General features: G+C 63.9%; 22 protein-coding genes. 17 read left to right on the top strand and 5 right to left on the bottom strand.

Going from position 1 to position 24926, the window contains the following annotated elements; translation table 11 throughout:
- Positions 1–319 precede the first annotated feature (319 nt).
- The 5 genes from metH to NFH97_RS19385 all read left to right on the top strand — a co-directional run bounded on the left by metH (position 320) and on the right by NFH97_RS19385 (position 9151).
- On the top strand, positions 320–4021 hold the full coding sequence (metH, locus tag NFH97_RS19405) for a methionine synthase (RefSeq protein WP_349625394.1): 3702 nt from the start codon (positions 320–322) through the stop codon (positions 4019–4021).
- Positions 4021–5436 carry an MATE family efflux transporter gene (locus NFH97_RS19400; protein ID WP_349625393.1) on the top strand — a complete coding sequence of 472 codons (1416 nt, stop codon included), beginning with the start codon at positions 4021–4023 and terminating at the stop codon, positions 5434–5436. Before metH ends, NFH97_RS19400 begins: the two co-directional genes overlap by 1 nt.
- A 140-nt stretch (positions 5437–5576) precedes the next feature.
- The gene (locus tag NFH97_RS19395) at positions 5577–7229 is read left to right on the top strand and encodes a nitrite/sulfite reductase (RefSeq protein WP_045992193.1); all 1653 of its coding nucleotides are present in this window, start codon (positions 5577–5579) and stop codon (positions 7227–7229) included.
- On the top strand, positions 7222–7764 hold the full coding sequence (locus NFH97_RS19390; RefSeq protein WP_213227867.1) for a DUF934 domain-containing protein: 543 nt from the start codon (positions 7222–7224) through the stop codon (positions 7762–7764). The genes NFH97_RS19395 and NFH97_RS19390 overlap by 8 nt, the downstream gene beginning before the upstream one ends.
- A 553-nt stretch (positions 7765–8317) precedes the next feature.
- Positions 8318–9151 carry a helix-turn-helix domain-containing protein gene (locus NFH97_RS19385; RefSeq protein WP_349625392.1) on the top strand — a complete coding sequence of 278 codons (834 nt, stop codon included), beginning with the start codon at positions 8318–8320 and terminating at the stop codon, positions 9149–9151.
- Positions 9152–9208: 57 nt separating this feature from the next.
- Here NFH97_RS19385 and NFH97_RS19380 read toward each other — a convergent pair whose 3' ends face one another.
- Both NFH97_RS19380 and smrA read right to left on the bottom strand, forming a co-directional pair.
- On the bottom strand, positions 9209–9655 hold the full coding sequence (locus NFH97_RS19380) for a hypothetical protein (RefSeq protein ID WP_349625391.1): 447 nt from the start codon (positions 9653–9655) through the stop codon (positions 9209–9211).
- A 245-nt stretch (positions 9656–9900) separates the two neighbouring features.
- The gene (gene smrA, locus NFH97_RS19375) at positions 9901–10518 is read right to left on the bottom strand and encodes a DNA endonuclease SmrA (RefSeq protein WP_108133414.1); all 618 of its coding nucleotides are present in this window, start codon (positions 10516–10518) and stop codon (positions 9901–9903) included.
- A 207-nt stretch (positions 10519–10725) separates the two neighbouring features.
- On the opposite strand from smrA, the gene NFH97_RS19370 reads away from it, so the two are divergent.
- From NFH97_RS19370 to NFH97_RS19350, 5 genes are all read left to right on the top strand, one after another.
- Positions 10726–11157 (top strand): gamma-glutamylcyclotransferase family protein, encoded by a 432-nt coding sequence (locus tag NFH97_RS19370; RefSeq protein WP_124804750.1) that lies wholly within the window; start codon positions 10726–10728, stop codon positions 11155–11157.
- Between the two features lie 81 nt (positions 11158–11238).
- Positions 11239–11589: an arsenate reductase family protein gene (locus tag NFH97_RS19365; RefSeq protein WP_108133412.1), complete on the top strand. Its 351-nt coding sequence runs from the start codon at positions 11239–11241 to the stop codon at positions 11587–11589.
- A 71-nt stretch (positions 11590–11660) separates the two neighbouring features.
- Positions 11661–12281: an NAD(P)H:quinone oxidoreductase gene (gene wrbA, locus NFH97_RS19360; RefSeq protein ID WP_045992200.1), complete on the top strand. Its 621-nt coding sequence runs from the start codon at positions 11661–11663 to the stop codon at positions 12279–12281.
- Entirely contained in the window at positions 12278–12682 is a 405-nt protein-coding gene (locus NFH97_RS19355; RefSeq protein WP_045992201.1) for a DUF2069 domain-containing protein, read from the top strand. Before wrbA ends, NFH97_RS19355 begins: the two co-directional genes overlap by 4 nt.
- Positions 12683–12813: 131 nt before the next feature.
- Positions 12814–13302, top strand: coding sequence for a c-type cytochrome (locus NFH97_RS19350; protein WP_045992202.1), 489 nt, complete (start codon positions 12814–12816; stop codon positions 13300–13302).
- 12 nt (positions 13303–13314) lie between these two features.
- On the opposite strand, the gene NFH97_RS19345 is transcribed toward NFH97_RS19350, so the two are convergent.
- Complete coding sequence (locus NFH97_RS19345; protein WP_349622626.1) at positions 13315–14142, bottom strand: cytochrome b/b6 domain-containing protein; 828 nt, start codon at positions 14140–14142, stop codon at positions 13315–13317.
- A 264-nt stretch (positions 14143–14406) separates the two neighbouring features.
- Between NFH97_RS19345 and pdxH the strand changes: the two genes are divergently transcribed.
- Positions 14407–15048: a pyridoxamine 5'-phosphate oxidase gene (pdxH, locus tag NFH97_RS19340; protein WP_108133409.1), complete on the top strand. Its 642-nt coding sequence runs from the start codon at positions 14407–14409 to the stop codon at positions 15046–15048.
- A gap of 78 nt (positions 15049–15126) precedes the next feature.
- Here pdxH and NFH97_RS19335 read toward each other — a convergent pair whose 3' ends face one another.
- Positions 15127–17874 (bottom strand): bifunctional acetate--CoA ligase family protein/GNAT family N-acetyltransferase, encoded by a 2748-nt coding sequence (locus NFH97_RS19335; RefSeq protein WP_349625390.1) that lies wholly within the window; start codon positions 17872–17874, stop codon positions 15127–15129.
- A 228-nt stretch (positions 17875–18102) separates the two neighbouring features.
- On the opposite strand from NFH97_RS19335, the gene NFH97_RS19330 reads away from it, so the two are divergent.
- On the top strand, positions 18103–19038 hold the full coding sequence (locus NFH97_RS19330) for a histone deacetylase family protein (protein ID WP_349625388.1): 936 nt from the start codon (positions 18103–18105) through the stop codon (positions 19036–19038).
- A gap of 326 nt (positions 19039–19364) precedes the next feature.
- Positions 19365–19997, top strand: a complete 633-nt coding sequence (locus NFH97_RS19325) for a helix-turn-helix domain-containing protein (protein WP_045992207.1) — start codon at positions 19365–19367, stop codon at positions 19995–19997.
- A 31-nt stretch (positions 19998–20028) separates the two neighbouring features.
- Here NFH97_RS19325 and NFH97_RS19320 read toward each other — a convergent pair whose 3' ends face one another.
- Positions 20029–20886, bottom strand: coding sequence for a formate dehydrogenase accessory sulfurtransferase FdhD (locus tag NFH97_RS19320; protein ID WP_349625387.1), 858 nt, complete (start codon positions 20884–20886; stop codon positions 20029–20031).
- 223 nt (positions 20887–21109) lie between these two features.
- On the opposite strand from NFH97_RS19320, the gene NFH97_RS19315 reads away from it, so the two are divergent.
- The 4 genes from NFH97_RS19315 (at position 21110) to NFH97_RS19300 (ending at position 24925) form a co-directional block, all read left to right on the top strand.
- The gene (locus NFH97_RS19315; protein WP_349622627.1) at positions 21110–21541 is read left to right on the top strand and encodes a DUF3305 domain-containing protein; all 432 of its coding nucleotides are present in this window, start codon (positions 21110–21112) and stop codon (positions 21539–21541) included.
- Complete coding sequence (locus NFH97_RS19310) at positions 21538–22338, top strand: DUF3306 domain-containing protein (RefSeq protein ID WP_349622628.1); 801 nt, start codon at positions 21538–21540, stop codon at positions 22336–22338. The genes NFH97_RS19315 and NFH97_RS19310 overlap by 4 nt, the downstream gene beginning before the upstream one ends.
- Before the next feature lie 119 nt (positions 22339–22457).
- Positions 22458–24269, top strand: a complete 1812-nt coding sequence (locus NFH97_RS19305) for a 4Fe-4S binding protein (RefSeq protein WP_349622629.1) — start codon at positions 22458–22460, stop codon at positions 24267–24269.
- Complete coding sequence (locus NFH97_RS19300) at positions 24266–24925, top strand: TorD/DmsD family molecular chaperone (protein ID WP_349622630.1); 660 nt, start codon at positions 24266–24268, stop codon at positions 24923–24925. The genes NFH97_RS19305 and NFH97_RS19300 overlap by 4 nt, the downstream gene beginning before the upstream one ends.
- The last annotated feature ends 1 nt before the right edge of the window (position 24926 follow it).

Below are 24926 nucleotides of genomic sequence, written 5' to 3'. Positions count from 1 at the left end.
GGGTCTCTCGCTAGTTCGCCCCGCCTGACAGCGGGCGCTGTGGCCCCGCGGGTTTGGTCAGGACCATGGTAAGCGACACCTGCGTCAGACTCAATCCCGAGTATTTTACTCGGATTTTGGTTTCCGCCTTCGCAGGTACGCTGCCCCTGCCGCCAGGCCCGGTGCTTTGGTACCATATGGCCCCTTCGACCGACTCCCGAGACATCGCCGTGTATTCCGGCATGCACATGGGGGTCCTGCCGCGTGGACACAAGCGCTGGCCCATAAAAATTTATCGTTCGTCGACCTGACAAGCGTCTAGCTGGAGACACACCCGCCCATGGCCGTAGCAGCACCGACCCCTCAGACAGCCCGCCTCATCGATAGCCTGAAAGACCGCATTCTGATGCTGGATGGCGGCATGGGCACGATGTTGCAGAATGCGGCCTTGAGCGAGGAAGACTTCCGCGGCGAGCGCTTCAAGGACTGGCCGTCGGACCTCAAGGGCAACAACGATCTGCTGGCCCTGACCTGCCCGGATCTGGTGGCGCGCATCCATCGCGACTATCTGCTGGCGGGTGCCGACATCCTCGAGACCAATACCTTCAACTCGACTCGCCTGTCCCAGTCGGACTACGGCATGGAGGAGCTGGTCCCGGAGCTCAATCGCGAAGCCGCTCGGCTGGCCCGCCAGGTGTGCGACGACGTCGGCGAAGAGACCGGGGTGCCCCGCTACGTGGCCGGGGTGCTTGGCCCTACCTCGCGCACCGCCTCGCTGTCGCCGGACGTCAATGACCCAGCCAAGCGCAACGTGACCTTCGATGCCCTGCGTGACAACTACCGCGAGGCAGCCCTGGCACTGATCGAAGGCGGCTCCGATCTGATCATGATCGAGACCATCTTCGACACCCTGAACGCCAAGGCGGCGATCTACGCCCTCGAAGAGATCTTCGACGAGACCGGCGAGCGCCTGCCGGTAATGATCTCGGGCACCATTACCGACGCCTCCGGGCGCACCCTGTCGGGCCAGACCACCGAGGCCTTCTGGAATTCGGTGCGCCACGCCCAGCCGCTGACCGTGGGCCTCAACTGTGCCCTCGGCGCAGAGGAGCTGCGCCCCTACGTCGAGGAGCTGTCGACCAAGGCCGACACCTTCGTCTCGGCTCACCCCAACGCGGGTCTGCCCAACGAGTTTGGCGAGTACGACCAGACCCCCGAGGAGATGGCCGAGATCGTCGCCGAGTTCGCGCGCAGTGGCCTGGTCAACATCATCGGTGGCTGCTGTGGCTCCACCCCCGAGCATATCGCCGCCATCCACCGCGCGATCAAGGACCTGCCCCCGCGCCAGATTCCAGACCGCAGCAGAGCCTGCCGTCTGTCTGGCCTGGAGCCATTCAACATCGAGCACGATTCGCTGTTCGTCAACGTCGGGGAACGTACCAACGTCACAGGCTCTGCTCGCTTCAAGCGACTGATCAAGGAAGAGGACTACACCACCGCCCTGGAGGTGGCGCTCGAGCAGGTCGAGAACGGCGCCCAGGTGATCGACATCAACATGGACGAGGGGATGCTCGAGTCCCAGGAAGCCATGGTGCGCTTTCTCAATCTGATCGCCGGTGAGCCGGACATCGCGCGGGTGCCGATCATGGTCGACTCCTCCAAGTGGGAGATCATCGAGGCCGGCCTCAAGTGCATCCAGGGCAAGGCGGTGGTCAACTCGATCTCGCTCAAGGAAGGCGAAGAGGCCTTCCGCCACCAGGCCACCGAGTGCCGCCGTCATGGCGCCGCCGTGGTGGTGATGGCCTTCGACGAGTCCGGCCAGGCGGACACCTTCGCGCGCAAGACCGAAATCTGCCAACGCGCCTACCGGGTGCTGGTGGACGATATCGGCTTCCCCGCCGAAGACATCATCTTCGACCCCAACATCTTTGCCATCGCCACCGGCATCGACGAGCACAACAACTACGCGGTGGACTTCATCGAGGCCACCCGCTGGATTCGCGAACACCTGCCCCACGCCATGGTGTCGGGTGGCGTTTCCAACGTGTCCTTCTCGTTTCGCGGCAACAATCCGGTGCGCGAGGCGATCCACTCGGTATTTCTCTACCACGCGATTCGCGCAGGGCTCACCATGGGCATCGTCAACGCCGGCCAGCTGGCGGTCTATGACGACCTGCCGGAAGAACTGCGCGAAGCCGTCGAGGATGTGGTGCTCAATCGCCGTGATGACAGCACCGAGCGGCTACTCGATATCGCCGACAAGTACAAGGGCGACGGCTCCGGCGGTGAGAAGAAGGAGGACCTCGAGTGGCGTAGCTGGGAGGTCGAGAAGCGCATCGAGCATGCTCTGGTCAAGGGCATCACCGCCTACATCGAGGATGACACCGAACTGGCCCGCCAGCGCGCGACCCGCCCCATCGAGGTGATCGAGGGGCCGCTGATGGACGGCATGAACGTGGTCGGCGACCTGTTCGGTGCCGGCAAGATGTTCCTGCCCCAGGTGGTCAAGTCGGCGCGGGTGATGAAGCAGGCGGTGGCCTACCTGATCCCCTACATCGAGGCGGAAAAGAGCGAAGACACCCAGGCCAAGGGCAAGATCGTCATGGCCACGGTCAAGGGCGACGTCCACGACATCGGCAAGAACATCGTCGGCGTGGTGCTCCAGTGCAACAACTACGAGGTGATCGACCTCGGCGTGATGGTGCCCGCCGACAAGATCCTCAAGACCGCCCGGGAAGAGAACGCCGACATCATCGGCCTGTCGGGACTGATCACCCCCTCGCTTGACGAGATGGTCCATGTAGCCAAGGAGATGCAGCGCCAGGGCTTCGAGCTGCCGCTGCTGATCGGCGGCGCCACCACCTCCAAGGCGCACACCGCGGTCAAGATCGAACCCCAGTACGAGCAGCCGGTGATCTATGTGACCGACGCCTCACGTGCCGTGGGCGTGGCCGGCAAGCTGCTGTCACCGGGGCTGAAAGAGGCCTACGTCAACGAGATTCGAGACGAGTACGTCAAGGTCCGCGAGCGCAACGCCAAGCGCCGCCCCAAGGCCGCCGACCTGTCCTACGCCGATGCCCGGGCGCGCAAGCCGGCGCTGGACTGGCAGGGGTATACCCCGCCGGCGCCGACCTTTACCGGTCTCAAGGTGTTCGAGGACTACGACCTCAACGAACTGGTCGATCGTATCGACTGGACGCCCTTCTTCATGAGCTGGGAGCTGGTCGGCAAGTATCCGAAGATCCTCGACGACAAGGTGGTCGGCGAAGCCGCAAGCCAACTGTTCGACGAGGCCCAGGTGATGCTGCGCAAGTTGATCGACGAACGCCTGATCCAGGCGCGCGGGGTCATTGGCCTGTGGCCCGCCAACAGCGTCGATGACGACGTCATCGAAGTCTATTCCGACGAGACCCGCGGCGAGGTGATCGAGCGTCTGCACCATATTCGCCAGCAGACCACCAAGAACCGAGAGGGAGTCTGCTACAGCCTGGCCGACTTCATCGCCCCGAAGGACAGCGGCAAGCCGGACTGGATCGGTGGCTTCGCGGTCACCGCCGGTCACGGCGTCGAGGAGCTGTCTGCGGCCTACAAGGCCAAGGGCGACGACTACAACGCCATCATGGTGCAGGCGCTGGCCGATCGCCTGGCCGAGGCCTTCGCCGAACTGATCCATGAACGGGTGCGCAAGGAGTTCTGGGCCTACGTACCCGAGGAACAGCTCGACAACGAGGCGTTGATTGCCGAGAAGTACCAGGGCATCCGCCCTGCCCCCGGCTACCCCGCCTGCCCTGACCACACCGAGAAGGCGACGCTGTTCCGCATGCTCGACGCCGAGGCCAGCACCGGACTCGAACTGACCGAGAGCTTTGCCATGTGGCCGGCGGCGGCGGTGTCCGGCTGGTACTTCTCCCACCCGCAGTCGAAGTACTTTGCCACCGGCAAGATTACCCGGGATCAGGTCGAGGCCCTGGCCAGTCGCAAGGGCATGGAGCTGGACGTCATGGAACGCTGGCTGTCGCCGGTACTGTCCTACGACGCCTGATGCGTTCCCTGCAACAACAGGCCCTGCTGCCCGACCTGACGCGCTGGCGTCTGATCCTGCGCCTGGCGCTGCCGATCATGGCCGGCATGTTGAGCCAGAGCCTGATGAACCTGGTCGATGCCGCCCTGGTGGGCCGGCTCGGCGAGACCGAGCTGGCCGCCGCCGGCATCGGCGGCTACGCCATGTTCATGGTCACCGCCTGCCTGTTCGGGCTGTCGTCGGGGGTTCAGGCCCAGGTAGCGCGGCGCCATGGCGAACGCCATCAGACGCCCGTTGCCTCGGCGGCCGCCGACCTTGGCGTTGAGCTGCGCCACGATCCACGCGGGGAGCCGCTGGCGGCGGGACTTACCCTGGCCGTCATGATCGGCCTGCCGTTGATGGTTCTGTGTCTGTGGCAGGCCGGTCCGATCATGGCCTGGCTCAACGACGATCCGCGGGTGACGTCGATGGCGGTGGACTACTTTCGCTGCCGTCTGATCGCGCTGCTGCCGGTGGCGATGATCTTCTGCTACCGAGGCTACTGGAACGGCATCCAGCAGACCGGCCTGTACCTGCGGATCATGCTGGTAATGCATCTGGTCAACCTGCTGGCCAGCATCGGCCTGATCTTCGGCTACTGGGGCCTGCCCGCCATGGGCGTCAGCGGTGCCGGGCTCGGCAGCAGCCTGTCGCTGTTTGCCGGTGTCGCCATCTGGGCCTGGTTGAGCCATACGCCTGGCCATCGCGGCACTCGTCACAGGCCGTGTCATTCGCCTTGGCGACTCGGCGGCAGCACCATGGCCACCACCCTGAAGCTGGCCACGCCGCACTCCTTTCAGCAGCTCTGGTTCGCCGCCGGCTACGCCGTGCTGTTCTGGATCCTCGGCCAGGTCGACACCGCCAGCGTGGCGGTGGGCCATGTGCTGGTCAACTTATCGCTGTTGCTGATTCTGCCCGGCGTGGGCCTCGGCATGGCAGCGATGAGCCTGGTCGGCGAGGCGCTGGGGCGCGAGTCGCCGGAAAGAGCCCACCGCTGGGGCTGGGAGGTGGTGCACATGGCCTGGTTGCTGCTCGCTGCCCTGTCCCTGCCCATGGCGTTGATGCCGGAAGCCGTGCTGGGCCTGTTTCTGCATGACCCCGAACTGATCGCCCTGGGCGTCGATCCGCTGCGCCTGACCGCGCTGATGATCGTGCTCGACGCCGCCGCCCTGGTGTTCACCCAGGCGTTGCTCGGCGCCGGCGCCAACCGTACGGTGATGCAACTGACCTTGACCGGTCAGTGGCTGGTCTTCCTGCCGCTGGCCTGGTGGTTCGGCGTGCATGAAGGCTTCGGCCTGGCCGGCATCTGGTGGTGTCAGCTAGGCTACCGCGCGCTCAACTCGCTGTGCTTTGCGGTGATCTGGCAACGCCGCCGCTGGCAGAGCCTGAAGGTGTAGCGCCCCGCACGACGCCTATCAACACCTTTTAATTACCTTTTGCACCCAAACCATGACTATTTATTCTTTTATAGCATAATGGCGTGCAGGTAGAGTAACCCGCAACGTCCCGTCATTCCCTGGCTGCAGGAACGCGCTGAATGTATCGCTACGACAACCATGATCAGACCCTGGTCGACGAACGCGTCGCACAGTTCCGCGACCAGATGCGTCGCTACCTCGAAGGCAAGATCAGCGAGGAAGAATTCCTCCCGATCCGGGTGCAGAACGGTCTGTACGTACAGCGTTACGCGCCCATGCTTCGCATCGCCATCCCCTATGGCATGCTGGCCTCCTACCAGCTGCGCAAGCTCGGTGAGCTGGCCGCCCGATATGATCGCGGCTACGGCCACTTCACCACCCGTACCAACCTTCAGCTGAACTGGCCGAAGCTCGAGGACGTGCCCGAAATGCTGGCACAGCTCGCCAGCGTGCAGATGCACTCGATCCAGACCAGCGGCAACGATATCCGCAACACCACCACCGACCAGTTCGCCGGCATCGCTGCCGATGAAGAAGTGGATCCGCGTCCCTGGTGTGAGCTGATTCGTCAGTGGTCGACCTTCCACCCGGAGTTCTACTACCTGCCGCGCAAGTTCAAGATCGCCGTGACCGGCGCCGCCGAGGATCGTGCCGCCATTCAGGTCCACGACATCGGTCTGCGTCTGTGGCGCAACGACGCCGGCGACGTCCGCGTGAAGGTGCTGGTCGGTGGCGGTCTCGGCCGTACTCCGATGATCGGCGAGACCATCTGCGAGGACCTGCCCTGGCAGCACCTGCTGACCTACCTCGAGGCAGTGCTGCGGGTCTACAACCAGTTCGGTCGCCGCGACAACAAGTTCAAGGCGCGCATCAAGATCCTGACCAAGGCACTCGGCATCGACGAGATGCGTCGGCGCGTCGAGGAAGAATGGGCCCACCTCAAGGACGGCGCCCAGACCCTCAATCAGCAGGCCATCGACGACATGGCGGCGCACTTCGTCGATCCGCCCCGTCGCAAGGTGGATGACGCCGCCATCGAGGCCTTCGAGGCGTTGCGTCGGGACAACCGGGCCTTCGCCCGCTTCGTCACCAACAACGTCACCGACCACAAGGTGCCGGGCTACAAGGCCGTCACCCTGTCACTCAAGCGCAGTGGTCACTCGCCGGGTGACGTCACCTCCGAGCAGATGGCCCAGATCGCCGACCTGGCCGATGAATACAGCTTCGGCGAGCTGCGGGTGACCCACGAGCAGAATCTGGTGCTGTCCGACGTGGCCGTCGACCGCATCGAGGAACTGTGGCACAAGCTCGAGGAGCTGCGCCTGGCCAACCCCACCGTGGGCACCCTGGCGGACCTTATCTGCTGCCCTGGCGGCGACTACTGCGCCCTGGCCAACGCCAAGTCCATTCCGGTGGCCCAGGCGATCCAGGAGCGCTTCGACAGCCTCGACTTCCTCTACGACCTTGGCCCGCTGGATCTCAACATTTCCGGCTGCATGAACGCCTGCGGTCATCACCACGTCGGCCACATCGGCATTCTCGGCGTGGACAAGAAAGGCGAGGAGTATTACCAGATATCCCTCGGCGGCAGTCAGGGCAACGAATCCTCGCTGGGCAAGATCCTCGGCCCCTCCTTCTTCCGCGAAGATGTGCCGGAGGTCATCGACAAGGTGCTGCAGGTGTATGTTGGCGCCCGCGAAGCCGACGAAACCTTCATCGACACCTATCGCCGCATCGGTCTGAAACCCTTCAAGGAGCACGTTTATGCCTGAGCAGACGCCGCAACGCCCGCTGATCAAGGAACGCCGCCTGGTGGAAGACGCCTGGGTGCTCCAGTCTGACGTCGATGACGAGGGTGCAACCCCCGTTAACCCCATGACCATCGTCCGCCTGGACGTCTGGCTGGCCGCCGAGCGTCGCGACGACCTGGCGCCCTGGCTGCCCAGCGACACCCAGCTCGATGAGGACACCGTCGCCGCACTCAGAGACGCGCCGCTGATCGCCATCGACTTTCCCAAGTTTACCGACGGCCGCGGCTATTCGCTGGCCCGGGTACTCAGGGAGCGTCACGGTTTCAAGGGCGAGATCCGTGCCGTGGGCGACGTGCTGATCGACCAGTTGTCCTATATGGCACGCTGTGGCTTCGACGCCTTTTCGCTGCGCGAAGACCAGGTCGTGGAAGACGCCCTGGCCTCGCTCACGGTGTTCTCGCGCCACTACCAGGTGTCCGTCGACAACCCGGAGCCGATGTTCCTGCGCCGTCAGCGCGAGGCGCGTGAACGCCAGCGGGAAACCGCCGTCGCCTGACCCTATCCGGGTTGCACAGCTTGCCTGGTTCGATCGACCTCCTGCCAGGCAAGCAGGAAGCATCACCATCAACAATGCCGCGATCTCCGGCGCCGTCGCCTCAGTGGTGACAGGCTGGCGCCAGCAGGAATCGCGGCATTGTCGTGTCTGGTGGAAGGGGCACCAGCAGATGGGATATCGATGCGCCGCGTTTCATGCCAGTCCATGCCCATCAATGCACAATATGTAAGCCAGCAATCCTGAAAGACGAGCCAATCTCATCTTTTTCTCAGGCATTGGAGGTAGCTCGCCACTGGCCGCCGAACCAGTTGGCGTAGTGATCTATGCTGAACAAGCGCCGCTGCTCGAACGCGCAACAGATGATGATCACGCACCCCAGACCTTGTTAAGGCTCCTTATGTCCAGCGAAGTGCCATCCCCCCTGGCGGCCTTTCAGCGTCACTCGACGATGGTGGTTGCACCAGAGTTACGCTTTGACTATTGGCGCAGCCTGCATTCCGACATACAGCTCGAGCTTCCCCAAGGCCGGCGCGCTGACGACTATCGAGCCTGCGTGATCAGTGCTTCAAGCGCTGGTGGTGCCGTCCTTGGCTGGTGTACCAACGACGACACCGCTGCTCACTTTGCCCAGGACAATGGCAACTGTGTGCTGGTCAGTCTGACGCTTGCCGGGGAGGCGCGCCTGCGGCAAGGCCCTGACCGACGACTTCGTGTCACCAGCCAGAGCGGCCTGGTGGTGCTGGATAGCTGCCAGCCACTTTCCAGCCTCGCCATACAGCATTCAATGCTGTACCTGATGATTCCTCGGGATCAGGTCCACGCCAAGGCGCCCGGTGCGCTTACGCTGGCCGGGTCGAGCCCTTTCTCCCTGCCCGACAACGCCATGACACGCATGCTCACGGCCCATCTGCTGGGTGTCATCAAGGAGCGAGAGGCCCTCGCTGGGGAGGCTCTGGAGTGCGCGCTAGATACCGCCTGCGACATGAGCCTGGTGGCGCTGGCACAGTTGAAAGGGCCGCTGTCGCTCGAGTGGGAGGCGACCCAGCGCGAAAGCCTGATGAATGCCGCCTGTCGTTATATCGAACTGCACGCCGGTGAGCCTCGGTTGAACGTCGACAGCATCGCTCACGCCTTGGGCTGCTCCCGTGCCGGGCTCTACCGCGCCTTTGCGGCCCATCCAGAGAGCGTGGCCGAGACCCTCAGGCGAACCCGGCTGGAACAGGCAAGGGCCAGGCTCAAGACTCGCCATCCGCCCAGCATCGATCAGCTTTCGTACCACTGTGGCTACCTTAACGCGGCCAGCTTCACCCGTGCCTTCAAGCGTCAATACGGTGCCAGCCCCCAGGACTGGCACCGAGAGTGGTGCGAGCGTCAGTTGCTGCTCTGATGTCTGGCGACATCAATGTCCGTGTCTGGCGTCTCCGCCCCCGATGCCAGAGGTCGACTAGCCAAGCTCTTCGAGCAGATGGGCCCGGGCATCCTCCAGAGGCTCGATGACGTGAAGCATGTAGAAAGACAGCAGCAAGGCCCGCTCTTGCTCGTCAAGCGGTCGAGAGCTCCCCTGGTCGCCCAGCGCCAGTCGCTGCTGACACCTTGTCGCCGTTTCACTCGCCTGCTCGACAAGTGCCATGGCGCGATTACGCAGACGATCCAGTTTTTGCTGGTCTTGATCTGTGAATACTGGGCCGAAGTCCTGAATCCGCCGGTTCGCCCGGTCCAGCCGGCGCAGCAATGGCATCAGCTCATCACAGTGCCAGTAGCGGTGCCCCAAGGTAGGTATCGAGTGATGCTTGAACCACTGCCAGTGGTCGTGAAGTTCCGCGATGATCATGTAGCCCCCTGCCAACTGAATGACGTCGTAAGGCCACTGCACCGGCAGTGGATGACTCATCAAGTCGCTCCCCACCTTGCCGTGACCCTGCCAGCGCATTGCTTGCCACTATCGCGCTATAGGAACCCTAGTCGCGGCAGCCAGTGCAGACTGTTCCAACTTGATGCCGATTGTCTCGATGGCGTCCTTGGCGAGGCCACGCAAGCGATCCGGCGCCATCTGCAGGATGGCGCCGGGTGGAAAGGAAGTAACAAGAGGATCGATGCAGGAAAGCGGCCGGGAAGCCGCAACAGGCTTCGCCAGGTCTATCCGCGACGCTTCTGCTGGCGTTCACGGTTCGCCGCGCGGGCACGCTCGCTCTTCCTGAGCATCACCCAGGTGGCGCCGAGTCCACCGTCAGCCTCCTGAGCAGACACGAACGCCTGGACCTCGTCGAGGGCGGGTAGCCACTTGGCCAGACAGGAGCGCAGCACATTGGCGGCGCCATCGATCTCGCGGCTGCGTCCATGGACGATCAACACCGAGCGCAGATCGGCCGCGTAGGCGTCGCGGATGAACTGGGGCAGACTCCCCCGGCATTCATGCAACGGGCGCCGCAGCAGGTGAAGACTGGCCTGCACCGGATAGCCGCCCTGCCGCAGGCGCTCGACCACCCCGGTCTGAATGCCATCGCGGCGGTATTCCAGCGGATCGAAGGGAGGCACCAGATCGACGAAGTCGTCACTGAGACCATCAAGCCCGTCGTCTCCACTCAGGGCATGACGACGCCTGGCCAGCTGTGATTCGGTTGGCGCGCCTCGGCGACGGCCGGCATCGGCACGATTGTTGGCCTGGCGCAGTGGTTGGACGTCCCCCATCATGGCCTTGAAGTCCACATCATCATGGGCACCATCAAAAGACTCGGCGCGGAGAAATTCGCTCATGGGGCACCTCCTCGTCTTGGCGGGAATCTTTATCCTAGCAAGGCCGGGACCGCCGCCGATAGAGGGAAAGGATAGAAGGAATGGCTAGCGGGAATGAATAGCGGGCGACCTCGGTTCGACAAGCCGGCCGCCTGGTGAGAGGCTAGTCAAGCGAGACACGCCACCTTTCGATTTCCGGCACACACCGCTCATTTGTCACTGGTCCCCATGAACACCCTGACGCTCTGGCTTGCCCGCCTGCTCTGTCTTGTTGGCGCACTGATCATCGGCCTTTATGGCTGGTTCTGGTACACCTACCAGAGCCCCTATGGCTATACACCTCCGGCTGCCATGGAGCAGTCCGCTGACGGCCCCCACCCAGTCTTTGTCTACGGCACCCTGCGCTCCCCATGGGTGCGCTGGCTGGTGACCGGAGAAAGACTCGAGTCGACGCCCGCACTGCTCCCGGGGTATCGCCGAGAGGGGCTCGACCTGGAGGTCGATCGTGACGACCAGGTGGCCGGACAGCTACTGGCGGTGGATAGCGAGACCCTGGCCGAACTGGACCGCTACGAGCGTCTGGGCGTGCGCTACGAGCGCGTCAGGCTAACCCTCGCTCGCGGCGCTGAGGTCTGGGCCTATCGCCTTCTCGAGCAATGACCTGTCTTGGCGGCGCGTCGTTGTGGCCGGTCGCGCCGGCGATCTACAATAGCCGCCGATTCCCACTCGACCGGAGCTGTCATGGCTGCACTCACGCTATTGCATAACCCTCGCTGTTCGAAGTCCCGCGAAGCCCTTGCCCTGCTGGAGCAGGCCGGCGCCGAGGTCCAGGTCCGCCGCTACCTCGACGATCCCCTGGACGGTGAGGAATTGCGTGGCCTGATCGCCCGGCTGGACGGCAAGCTCAGCGACCTGGTGCGCGCCAACGAGACCGAATGGAAGAGTCTGGGCGCCGACCGTGAGGATGAATCCCAGGTGGTGGCTGCCATCCTGGCCCATCCTCGAATCCTCCAGCGCCCGATTCTCGACAACGGCGAGCGAGCGGTAATCGGCCGCCCGCCCGAGGCCATCACGTCACTGCTGGAGAGTTGAGGCCAGCCAGCCTCTTCGCCCGTTGCCTCGGGCTTTCGTCAACCCATAGGCTCTTGCCATAAGGAAAGTGCATGTCGGATCTGCCCTACGTTCTGGTCCTCTACTACTCCCGCCAGGGCGCCACCCGGGCGCTGGCCGAGCGCATCGCCGCCGGTGTCGAGTCTGTCGCCGGCGTCGATGCTCGCCTGCGTACCGTGGCTCCGGTGTCACCGACCTGTGAAGCGGTGGACCCGGAAATTCCCGCCGAAGGCGCTATCTACGCTGACCTCGACGATCTTCGCAACGCCAGTGGCCTGGCGCTCGGCAGCCCCACACGCTTCGGCAACATGGCGGCTCCTCTCAAGCACTTTCTCGACGGCACCAGCGAGCTGTGGCTGTCAGGAGCGCTGATCGACAAGCCCGCCACCGCCTTCACCTCCACCTCGAGCCTGCACGGCGGCCAGGAGACGACGCTGGTAACGATGCTGATGCCGCTGCTCCACCATGGCATGGTCTACGCCGGGCTGCCCTACAGCGAGACGGCCCTGACCCGCACCCAGGGCGGAGGCACCCCCTACGGCGTCAGCCACCTGGCTGGCGTTCGCAGCGATCGCCCGCTGGATGAACACGAGCGTGAGCTGGCCTTCGCCCAGGGCGCGCGCCTGGCGCGGCTGACGCTCGCTCTGGCTGACGCCCGCAAGGGGGCCTCATGAGAGCCTGGCTTGAGGGGGTAGAACAGCGCCGCGGGCTTGACCGCCTGACCCGGCAGTCGCGCCAGCTGGTGCTGGTCGGCTTTGGCCTGCTGCTGGCAATGATGGTGTACCGCGGTATCGCGGTGGAAGCCGACGGCAATCGTTTCGGCCCGATGATCGCCTTTGTGCTGCCTCTTGTGCTGTTTCTGCCATCCATCCTGACCCGCCGTCCACGGGGCCATGCCTGGCTGGCCTTCGTCAGTCTGCTCTACTTCGCCCAGGGGGTGATGATCGCCACCCTGCCGGGACTCGGTCTGCGTGGCGTGGCAGAGGCACTGGTGGCGCTGGTGCTGTTTACCGGCTGCATGGGCTACGCACGCTTTCGCTCTCGTCAGATGCGACAGCACCAGGGCAATTCATAGCTCTTGTTCAGCCCGACCGTCATGCCCTTCTGGCGGCAGCCGCTCTCCTTGCTATCTTGAGGATGTCGTTGCATTCGCGACGCCATCCTCGACAACGCCCGGCCCATGTCGCCAGGCAAGGAGTAAGGACAATGACCGTGACCCCGTTGCATGCCCTCGTGACCGGACTTGGACTAACGTTGGCCAGCGCCTGTGCACTCGCCGAGGAACTCCCCGATGCCAGCGTCGAGATCGAAGACGCCATCGAATACCGTCAGGACGCGCTGGGCGTGATGGCCTGGCAGATCGGCCCGCTGGGCGCGATGGCCCAGGGCAAGCGCGACTTCGACGCCGAACTGTTTCTCGAGAAGGCGCGTCGCCTCGCCGCCGTGGCGCCGCTACCCTGGGAAGGTTTCGTCAAGGGCTCACTGCAGGGAGACGACCATGGCGTCGAGACCGATGCCCTGGCGGACATCGCCGATGACTACGAAGACTTCGACCAGCGCTACCACACCCTGATCGAGGAAACCGCAAAACTCGCCGAGATGGCCGACGGTGGTGACCAGGACGCGCTGTTCAAGCAGGTGGCCACCGTCGGCAATACCTGCAAGGGGTGTCACGACAACTTCCGCGCCGAGTGAGCCTTCGGCGTTTCACAAGCGCCCCCACAGCCACATCACACACCCCGTACTGAACAGGGCCAGCAGCGCCGCTCGCACCATCAGGGCCGAGCGGCCAGGCTCTACCCCCTTGCCGCTGCTTCCACGTTGCCCTTGCTGGTGATCTGACGCCCGATCTGACTCTTGATCTGACTGTTGCTCTGGTTGCTGGTGGGTCTCTGCGTCCGTCTCGGCCCAGTGCGCACCCCGCGGCAGCGTCTTGCGGCCGCTGAACATGGCGCCTACCAGTCGCTCGCCGAGGCAGCGATGGGCCACCAGTGCCCCCAGGTGAAGCACGATCAGCGCCAGCAGCACATTCGCGTTGAGGTGATGAATCCACAGAGCCGTGTCGCTGACGGCTGCTGGCACCAGGGTATGCAGCGGCGCCTCGAAGAAGATGTCATCGGTGACAAAGAGCCCCGTCAGTGCCTGAATCGTCAGGCTCGTCAGCATCGCCAGCACCGCCCATCCCCCCAGCGGATTGTGACCGGCAAAGATATCGGCACGTCGCTTCATCAGGTCTCTGGCATAAGACAGCGTTACCGAGGGAGATCGCAACCAGGAGCCGATGCGCGCGTGGTGATCGCCGACCAGCGCCCACCCCCAGCGAAACAGCAAAAGCCCAAGCGCTATCAGCCCAGCCCTGGCGTGCACGTTTTGCGGAAAGTCGAACAGGTCGGTCTCCACCTTCATGGTCAGAAATGAGAGTACAACGCAGGCCACCAGTCCCCAGTGAAATAGCCGGATGACCAGGCTCCAGACACGCCGGCTACGCCCTGATGGCCTGTGCTCGGCGGCTGACGTTGACTCGATAGATGGCATGGTCGCTCCCCCTCGCTGATAAAGGCACAACGCCTGGCGCCAGTGACGATATACTCAAGATAGCCACTTCCTGTGGTGGCGCCTTGCCAAAGCGGTACTTGCTAAAGCTGTAGCAGCTGACATTCATCATGACTCGCGACGATGACGGTGGTGTTCCCGGCGACGCGGGGCGACATCTCGGACACAAGGTGCGATGATTTATCAATTGGACGACGGTACCCGTAGTGGCCGTCCTTTTTTTGTCTGATTCCACCGGAGATACCGATGACCCGTGATATTGCGGACATTCGACGTGACTATGAAGGCGGCAGCCTGGACGAAGGCCAGGTACCCAAGGATCCCTTCACCATGTTCGATGAGTGGTTCGCCCTGGCCCTGGATACCGATCCCCAGGATGCCAATGCCATGACCCTGTCGACCGTGGACAGCCAGGGCCTGCCCCACGCGCGGGTGGTGCTGCTCAAGGGGTTCGATCAAAACGGGATGGTCTTCTACACCAACTATCACAGCCACAAGGGTAGCGAACTGGCCAACGTCCCCCATGCGGCCCTGACCTTCTGGTGGCCCAAGCTGGCGCGCCAGGTGCGCATCGAGGGACGCACCGAGCAGGTCGCCGAGCAGGAGTCGGACGAGTATTTTGCAAGCCGTCCCCGCGGCAGCCAGCTCGGGGCCTGGATCGCCACCCAGAGCGTGGTCATCCCCGATCGCGACTGGATCGAGCAGCGCCAGCGGCGCTTCGAGAAGGCCTACGAAGGCCAGGATATCCCGCGCCCGGTGCACTGGGGCGGCTACCGCGTCGTCCCCGAAATGATCGAGTTCTGGCAAGGACAGCCCAGTCGCCTGCATGACCGGGTTCGCTACGGCCGCCGCGATGGCCACTGGGAAGTGGTGCGGCTGGCACCCTGAACGAATCATCCGACCGGCTCCCGCCTTGCAAGCACAGGCGGGAGGCCAGGCCGGCGGTCGTGGAATCGAACCGACCTGCTACTCCATCGGCCGTTCCAGGCGGTGGCGCTGCCAATCGTTGCCCGGCTCGTTGAGGCGCAGCACCGCGTCCACCACCTGCTCCTCCATGTTGAAGCTTTGTCGGAACCCGAGGTGCTTCATCAGTGCGCGCATGGGGTGGTTGTCGATCATGATCTTGCCGACCATTTCCAGGGTGCCGACCCCCTTGCAGTAGCGGATCATCTTTTCCATCAGACGACTGCCGATACCGAGCCCCTGAAGGTCATCGCGGATGATGATCGAAAACTCGGTTCGGATATTGTCGGGATCGTTCCAGACCCGAACCACCCCCAGCATCTCCTTGCTGCCGTCTTCGCAAAGGCGCTCGGCGATAAACGCCATCTGTCGGTCGTAGTTGATATGGGCCAGGCGCGACAAATCGCCCTGGCTTAAATCGGTCTTGTTGTGGAAGTAGCGAAAGCGGATGCTCTCCTCGGACAACTGCCCGTGGAAGTCGGTAATCAGAGGGGCATCTTCAGCCCGAATGGGCCTGAACTCGACGTCCCAGCCGTTTCTGAGCTTGACCCACTCCCTCAGTTCTTCGGGATAGGGCATGATCGCGAAGCGCGCCGGAGAACCGAGGTCCATGGCGAAGTCCACCGCCACCATGCCGTCTCGATTGAGCAGTAGCGGGTTGATCTCGAGACCACGCAGCCGAGGCAGGTCGGTGGCCATCTGCGACAGGGTCACCAGTAGTTGGCACAGCCTTTGTTCATCGCGCTCTGGATCACTCGAGTGCTCACGAATCAGCCGCGCGGCGTGGGTACGAGACACCATGTCCGCGGCCAGCGTCATGTTCAAGGGCGGCAGAGAGACCTGTCGATCCGCCAGAATATTGACCTTGTAGCCGCCGATGCCGAATAGAATCAGTGGTCCGAAGACCGGGTCCCGGGTGATGCCCGCACACAGCTGCATCGAATGCTTGCCCCGTTGCATGGGCTGGAGGCAGAACTCTCGCACGCGAAAGCCGGGAAATTTCTCTGAGACCTTCTCGCTGAGGCGATCCACCGCCTCGGCCACGTCGCCGGGTCTGGCCAGATCCTGGACCAGCCCCGCCGACAGCTTGTGAGGATGTCGCCGGTAACGAAATGGCCGACTGTTGCCGTCGTGCACGATCTTGATCGCGAAGGGTCCCGTCAGCTCCCGGGCGGCCTCCTCGGCGGCCTGGGCACTGTCGGGATAGCGACTCTCCGCCACCGGCAGGCCGTAGGCCTTGAGCACCTGGGCGGTCTCGCTATGGGTCAGGCTCTCGCGACCATCGGCGAGCACCTCGTCGATCAGCCGGTGGCAACGCTCTCGCACCTCGGCAGAGGTCGAAAACGGCAGGCTCGGGGGCGTCTGCTGCAATAGCGACTGGACCCGCTGATAGTCGACCATGTGCATGAAGGCCTTCACCGCCTTCTCCGGCGACAGATAGGTGGGCACACCCGCTTCGTGACACAGGTGACGAGCGCCGATCGCCTGTTCGAAGCCCATCCAACTGGTCAACAAGTTACGCCGAAAGCGCTTGCGTTCACGGATCAGCGCCTCGGCGGTCGCCTTCGAAGGCGCCAGACGTGTCGGAGCATGGACCACCAGCACGGCGTCCACATTGGGGTCGGCGGCGACGATCTCCAACGCTGCGACGAAGCGTTCCGGGGTGGCGTAGCCCCCGAGATCCACCGGGTTTTCGCCGGGCTTGCTGATATCGAGGTCTCGCTCGCGCAGCGACGCCTGGGTAGCCTCCTCGAATTCGGCCAGACGACCTCCGGCGTTGATCAACTTGTCGATGGCCAGCATGGCCGGTCCCAGCCCGTTGGATACGATCGCCAGACGGTCGCCCTTGAGTGGGCGCATCCGTGACAGTGTCTCCAGTGCGTCATACAGCTCATCAGAATCGTTGACCCTTACCACGCCCGCACGCGCGAAGGCGGCATCGAAGACCCGATCACGGTGGGTGACGCCTGGTGTCGGTGGCAGGCCGCTGAGGTCGGCTTGGCTGGTCCTGCCACTCTTGATTGCCAGTACCAGCCGATTGCGCGACGCATCACGTACGGCGGTCATGAAGTGCTGGGCGTCGTGGACCCGTTCAAGGTGCAACAGGATCGCCTGGGTAGGCGAGTTCTGATTGATGTAGTCGATCAGGTCGGGAAGCATGACATCGACGCTTTCCCCCAGCGTCAGCAGGTGAGAAAAGCCGATCCCGCGCCCGGCCGCCCAGTCGATCATGGCGTTGGCCAGCATGCCCGACTGCCCCAGATACGCCACCTTGCCTCTGGGCACCGTATGACTGGAGTAGGACGCATTGAGCCGTCGTCCCGGCACGATCAAGCCCATGCACTCCGGCCCCAGTATTCGGATGCCGGAGGACCGGGCCGCATCGAGCATGCGCTGGCGGATCGACGACTTGCCGCCTTCGTCCTGTTCGAGCTGACTGCCACCGGACAGTACCAGGGCCGCGCGCACCCCGCGTTCACCCAGCCGGCTCAACAGTTTCGGCAGGGTCGAGACCGGCGAACACAGGATCGCCAGGTCCACCACCTCGGGAAGTTGAGAGGTGCGAGCGACGCACTCGACCCCGTGGACGCTGGCGTACCCCTTGGGGTTGACCGCCCACAGCTTGCCGCCGTAGCCGCCGTCAAGCAGATTGCGAATGACCTGCCCACCCGTGGACTCTGGCTTCTCGGAGGCACCCACCACGGCGATCGAGGCGGGATCGAAAAAGCGACGAAGAAACTGGGTGCTCACAGGTGGTCTCCTCAGGCGACGGGTAGCCGACACCCTGGCGGCGAATTGTGCGGACTTGCGCACTTGAACGTTATGGAAATAGTGCCGGAGTGTGGCGCTACCCCACAACCACGTCCAGCGCTAGCTTGACCAGGAACAAGGCATCCTTGGCATCACGCTTCGACCATTTGCCACTGTCTCGGGGTTCGTATTACTCCTAAGGTGGCGCCAGACCAGTCGGAGATATCGATGATCACAGCCTTTCTCAGTCACCCGTACTGCCAGCGTCATGACATGGGGCCGGATCATCCCGAGAGTCCCTTGAGACTCGATGCCATCAGGGCGCAACTGATGCGCTCTGGCGTGCTGCAACACGCGATGCAGGCAGACGCTCGGGAGGCCACTGAAGAGCATTTGCAGCGCGTGCATCCCGAGGCGCACCTCGCTCGGCTGGAGCAGGCTTCGCCCCAGGAGGGGCACGCCTCGATCGACGCCGATACCCTGATGAACAGCGACAGCCTGCAGGCCGCACGTCTGGCCGCCGGCGCCGTGGTCAAGGGGGTCGATCAGGTGTTCCGCGGTCAGGCCGACAATGTCTTCTGTGCGGTCAGGCCTCCCGGTCACCACGCCGAGGCCCAGGAGGCCATGGGCTTCTGCTTCTACAACAATGTTGCCGTCGGCGCGGCCCACGCCCGCGCCGTCCACGGAGCGCGGCGCATCGCCATCCTCGACTTCGATGTCCACCAGTGCAACGGCACCATCGACATCTTCAAGAATGACCCCGAGGTGATGGTCTGCACCAGCTTCCAGTATCCCTTCTACCCCTGGCGCTATCTGGATACCCCTTACCCCAACGTGGTCCACACGCCGCTGCCCGCCGGCACCGAAAGCGCTGGTTTTCGCGCGGCCATCGAGCGTGACTGGTGGCCCGCTCTTGAAGACTTCGGCCCTGAGCTGATACTGGTCTCGGCGGGCTTCGACGCCCATCGCGACGACCCCATGGCAGAGTTGTGTCTCGCCGACGAGGACTACCACTGGATCACCCAGGGTATCCTCGATATTGCCCGGCGACATGCCGAGGGCCGCGTCGTCTCGGTGCTGGAAGGGGGCTATGACCTGGCGGCGCTGGGACGTTCGGTGGAAGCCCATCTGCGGGCCCTGCTGGGGTTGGCCTACCAGCCCTGACGACGGCGACTGGAGCCGTCTTGGCGAATCGCCTTTCACCTGGTGGCTTGGCTCACCCCTTGCCCTTGCTTTGCCTTGTCCTTGCTTTGCCCTGCCCCTGCCATCGGCCTGTGTTTCCCGATGCCGGGAAACATGTCCGGGAAATATCGACGCGCCGAACCGCCTCATGGTGGACTCGGCCGCCAGGCTGTCAGCAAACTCCAATAGCGGGCCGGGGCAGATAGCTCAGATAGAAAACCCGGGTCGAAGGCCCGCTGAGACACAGGCAGGGAGTGGCGACGCTGTGGTAGCCTAGAGGAAACCTGGTTTCCTATTGTGAACACAACATGGCGCAACACACCGATCAGGAGGCGGCACTCAAGATCGCCTCCGGCCGCAAGGCCTTCGTCGAACCCCTTCGTCTGGGGGAGCGACTCAAGGAGATTCGTCTGGCCAACCAGTGGACCCTGGAGGACGTCAGCCAGAAGACCGGTCTCGCGCGCTCGACCCTGTCGAAGATCGAGAACGATCAGATCTCGCCGACCTTTACCGCCGTTCAGAAGCTGATCGGCGGCCTCGACATCGACCTGCCCCAACTGCTGTCACCGCCCAGGCAGCAGACCCGCACCATGGGCAGGCGAGACATGACGCGCCGCGGCGAAGGCCAGCGCCACCCTACCCCAACCTACGAACACGAGCTGCTCAGCTGTGAGCTGGCGCAAAAGCGCATGATCCCGTTCAAGACCATCGTGCGCGCCAGACACTTCGAGGAATTTTCCGAGTGGGTGCGCCATGATGGCGAGGAATTCCTGATGGTGCTGGACGGCGAGATTCTGCTGTACTCGGAATTCTACGAGCCGCTGCGCCTGGTTGCAGGCGACAGCATCTACTTCGACAGCGACATGGGTCACGCGCTGGTTTCGGTGAGTGAAGAGGACGCCACCGTACTGTCGGTCTGTACCCGTCGCGAGAACACCTGAGCGACAACGTCTGGGAAGCCCCCGATGGCGCCTAGTCTTTCGTCTGCCGGCGCTTGATATCTCCGGGACGCCGGGCCGGCTGTGCGTCGAAGTCGAAGCGCTCGCGCCCATGGACAATCTGGAGCCTGCGCCCCTTGGCCCGAGCGATCAGCAGCACGCCGAAGCGCCGGGCTAGCTCCACGCCCTTCTGGGTAACGCCTGAGCGCGACACCAGCACCGAGATACCCATCTGGGCCACCTTGAGCACCATCTCAGACGTCAGCCGTCCGGTGGTATAGAAGATGTCCGCCTGGCCGAGCGGAAGGTCGTCGAGCCACTCTCGGCCAGCCAGGGTGTCCACCGCATTATGCCGGCCCACGTCTTCGACAAAGTCGAGCACCTCGGTCTGGCGACATAACGCACAGCCATGGACCGCCCCCGCGCTGCGGTAGGTCTCGTTGTAGTCTACCAGGTTGTCGAGCAGCCGATAGATCACCGACTGACTCACCCTGGCCTGGGAAAGCCGGGTCTGTGGCACCGCATCGAGCAGGCGGCCGAATACCGTGCCCTGGCCGCAGCCGGTGGTAACGGTGCGCTGGCCTAGCCGTTGCTCCAGATCCTCCGGCGAATGGCGAGTGACAACCGCCGCAGCCTCGACTTCCCAGTCGACCATCACCGCCTCGAGGTCTTTGCGCTGCGTAATCAACCCCTGATTGCGCAAATAGCCCACCACCAACGCCTCCGGGTCCGCTCCCAGCGACATCAGGGTGACGATTTCCCGCCGGTTGAGGTAGACCGTCAGCGAGCGCTCCGCGGCGATAGCCTGACGGTGCGATTCGCCGAACTCATCGATGACGTCGATCTCGATGGTGGGCGGCAACAGGGCGTGACTACGTTGTATGGTCGACATCTCGATCCCCGATAAACATTTCCGATAGGCCTTTCCGATCGACCTTCCCATCGGACAATAAGCGCTGAGGTGGCCGGATAACGTCGAATTGACGGCGTGATGCGGAAACTGCTTTGCTAATACTGCTTGCTGACACGAGTCGGCCGATAAAAGCAGTCGGAACCACGGATCAGGTTCGACGGCATGACTGACCGCATCCTGCCATTGCCAAGGACATTACGCCATGACGAGGCTAGCCAATCGCCGGCCACTCAGTGTGACGATCACGCCACAGGACAAGGTAATCAAGGGCTTTCGCCAGCGCAGCTGGGCAGTCGAGCGTCTGGAGCCTGGCGATCAGGGGCCCAGCGTCGTGACGCTGGTGCTCAGCCTGACCGAGCGGGCGGCTTATCGGTTCAACCTTCAGGCCGCTGCCCCACGTCTGTTTATCCGCGCCGGACACAGCGACGGAGAGCCCCATGTCGATGCCATCACCGCAAGTCAGGACGTCGCGGCCAATTGGATGGACGGAGAACACCGCGTGCTCGCCACAGAGATGCCACTGGCGATCCAGGCCTGGATAGAGGCCTATCTGGTGGCCCATGGCGAGGCGCCGATCGAGGGGCGCAAGAAAAAGCGCAAGGGTGCCGGACGTGCCCGGGAGAACACCCCATGAGTCGCCTGTCACAGTGGTCCCGCAGAAAGCTCAAGGACCCGTCGGTTGTTGACGGCACACCCCCTGACGCCACCGCCGCCAGTGATGCTGCTCTCGACACGCAGGGAGCCCCCGCCGCCCCAATTGCCAGCAGCGATGCCAAACCGTGCCACTCCGAGGTCGATACCGCTGCCGCGCCCGAGCACGATGCGCACGACGGCGCACCACCCGCGGACGCGACCTCTGATGCGGACGTCGAGCTACCGCCTCCCGAGTCGCTGGCGCCCGGCAGCGATATTCGGGCATACCTCGCCTCGGGCGTGGACCGGGCGCTCAAGAAACGCGCCCTGCGCCAGCTGTTTCGCGGTGAACGCTACAACCTGCGCGACGGGCTGGATGACTATGATGATGACTTTCGCGCCAAGCTGACCCCCTTGCCCAGCGAGACCGCCCAGCGCCTGCGCCGGTGGTGGGATAACGTCGATGACGAGGAGGCCGCGGAAGATAGCGTCGCCGACTCTGCGGGCGAAACGCCAGACGCTCTTTCAGACACCCCGCCAGACGCTCTGCCAGACACCCCGCCAGGGCACAGCGATCAGGGAGACGGCGCTAGCGACGAGGACGTCGCCGATACCACCACGACGCCATCACCGTCACCGGACGACGCCACAACGTCGGAGGCCATGACACAAGCTGGCGAACGAGGTGTCAGCCACACCTCCGCATCCGCCAAGGCAGGCCGCGCAGCGCCAGCCGCTGGCCGGGCGCTGGCTGCCAGCGAGGAAGATCCCGAGGGGCCTGGTCCCACCTCGTCATAGCGGTGCTTACCGCCTTCGACCAAGGAGTGTTGGCGCATTTGATGTACAGCGCTCACACTTGGGGATGACACATAAGAAAAAATTCATAACGAACACAAAGTTTTCGACCGTGAGTCAGCATGAACCAGAAAATCGCAACCGTGCCGGTGGACACCGAGGTCAACCGGCAGGCCCGTGAGCGAGCCCTTGGCGCCGTCTCCTGGCCGCTCAATCTCGTCGCAGCAACGGTGGGTTACCAAAGCCATGGCCATCTACTGGCGATTGGCGACAGCGCGTCCCTGCTGGAAGTGCTGGAAGTGCTGGAGCGTGCACGAGGGCTTGAACAAGGGCTTGCCAGTATCACGCTGGTGGTGACCGATGTGCCGGATGATGCTCTGTTGCAGCGTGCCGAGGCTGCCGATGTGCAGCTCCAGCCGCTACTCGCCTCCCAACTCGGACGGCTGCACCTGGAAGGCTACCTTGGCCACTTCAGCGCCTGGCTCGACGGCCATGAGGGCCCCATCGAGCTTGCCCGGGCACTGCTGGGCCGAGAACACCATGACCTGGTGCTGGATCTGACACCGACACCGCGCCTGCCCCTGGAACTGCCACCTCCCGGCTATTTTCATGCCCCGGTCGCCGGTGAAGCGCGCACGACACTGATCGACGGCCTCGGCGACTATATCGGTGAATTCGAAAAGCCCCGCTACTTCGAGGTCCACGCCGATCGCTGCGCCCACTCCACTCGTGGCTTCGGTGGCTGTACCCGCTGTCTGGAAGTGTGTCCCGCCGACGCCATCAAGAGCGTCCCCGGACGCATCGATGCCCGCATCGAGATCGATCCCTACCTGTGTCAGGGGGTCGGTAGCTGTACCAGCGCCTGCCCCACCGGGGCCATCGAATTCCGCCAACCGCATAGCCTGCGTCAGCAGGACACCCTGCTCGCCTGGCTCGACCACTACCACGCGGCCGGCGGCCAGTCGGCGGTGCTGCGCTTCGTTCAGGCCGATCACGCCCAGCACCTGCAACCCGACGCGGCCGGCCACGTCATCGATGTGGCGCTGGAAGATCTGGGTTCTGCCGGCGTCGACCATTGGCTGTCGGCCATTGCCGCCGGCGCCTGCGAAGTGCGCATCCAGGCCTACTCCGACATGCCGGACAGGCTGGTCGCTCACCTGGAGGATCAGCTGGCCCAGGGCAGAGCGATCCTCGAGGCGCTGGGGCAGGATCCCGGCCGACTGCAGTGGTTCAGCGACGAGGAGCAGGAAAGCTCGCTCGCCCTGCCTCGCCATGCGGGTCTGACGCCCCGGCTGCGCTCCCTGGAACAGGCTCAAGCGTTCGGGAGCGACAAGGACACCCCGTCGGCCACGGTACAAATGGCCGGCGGACGACCCGGCAATACAGGGGCAACAGATGGCGCAGAAGCGCCCGGCAAGCGCGAGCGTCTCACCCTGGTACTGGACCATCTGGCCGCCACTGGCCATGTCGACGGCGAGCGGCACCCGATGCCTCCGGGCAGCCCATTCGGGGGCATCGAGGTCAATGCCGATGCCTGCACTCTGTGCATGGGCTGTGTTGCCAGCTGCCCGACCGGCGCGCTCGGCGCCGGAGGCGACACCCCGCGCCTCGACTTTCGCGAAGCAGACTGCGTCCAGTGCGGCCTGTGCAGCAAGAGCTGTCCAGAATCCGCCATCCGCCTGTCTCCCGGCTTCCTTGCCAGCGCGGAACGCAGCCAGTGGCGAGTGTGCCACGAAGACGCACCCTTTCACTGCATCGTCTGTGGCAGCGCCTTCGCCAACGCCCGCACCATCGCCGCCATCCAGCAGAAGCTGGCCAACCATGCGTACTTCAGTGGTGACCAGGCACGTCGGCTGGAAATGTGTCAGGACTGCCGGGTCAAGGACGTATGGCACGAGATGGCGACCAATCCGGAGGCCCAGGTCAAGCTATGACCACGCACGACATTCCTGACTCCCGCACCGAAGAAGCCGAACTGCGGGCCGACATCTACGCCCTGCTGGCGGCACTGCTGCGCGAGCCCCCCAGCGAAGCCCTTCGCCAGTGGCTTGCCGGCCTCGAGGGAGAGCCGGACGACATTCGTCTGAGCCAGGCCTGGAGCCGGCTGGCCGCCGCCGCTGCCGACAGCGACGTCGAACGCCTGGAGCGTGCCCACTTTCGTCATCTGATCGGGGTCATCCAGGGCGACGTGCTGCCCTACGCCTCCTACTACCGCGAGGGCGGCCTGATGGAAGCATCACTGGTCGCACTGCGCCGAGATCTCAAGACGCTGGGCATCCAGCGCTCTGGCGACGTCTCGGAGCCGGAGGATCATCTGGCGGCAATGTGCGAGGTCATGGCGATGCTGATCGGCCAGAACGATCAGCGAGCCGGCAGCTTCTTCCATCGCCACCTGGCACCCTGGGCCAGCCGCTGCATGCACGACCTAGCCCGTGTCGACACCCCCTTCTATGCGGCGCTGGGTGAACTGGCGACGCTGTTTTTCCAGCGCGAGAGCGCCATCCTGATCGACAACACTACCCTTGGAACCCCTGTGCCCGGCACCAGTGTCCACGAGGACCGAGGCCAGGCCCTTGGAGCAGGAGAATGAG

Origin of the sequence: Halomonas sp. SCS19 (assembly GCF_040147015.1) — a bacterium.
GTDB lineage: Bacteria > Pseudomonadota > Gammaproteobacteria > Pseudomonadales > Halomonadaceae > Halomonas > Halomonas litopenaei.
This window is presented reverse-complemented; position numbering and strand designations above follow the sequence as displayed.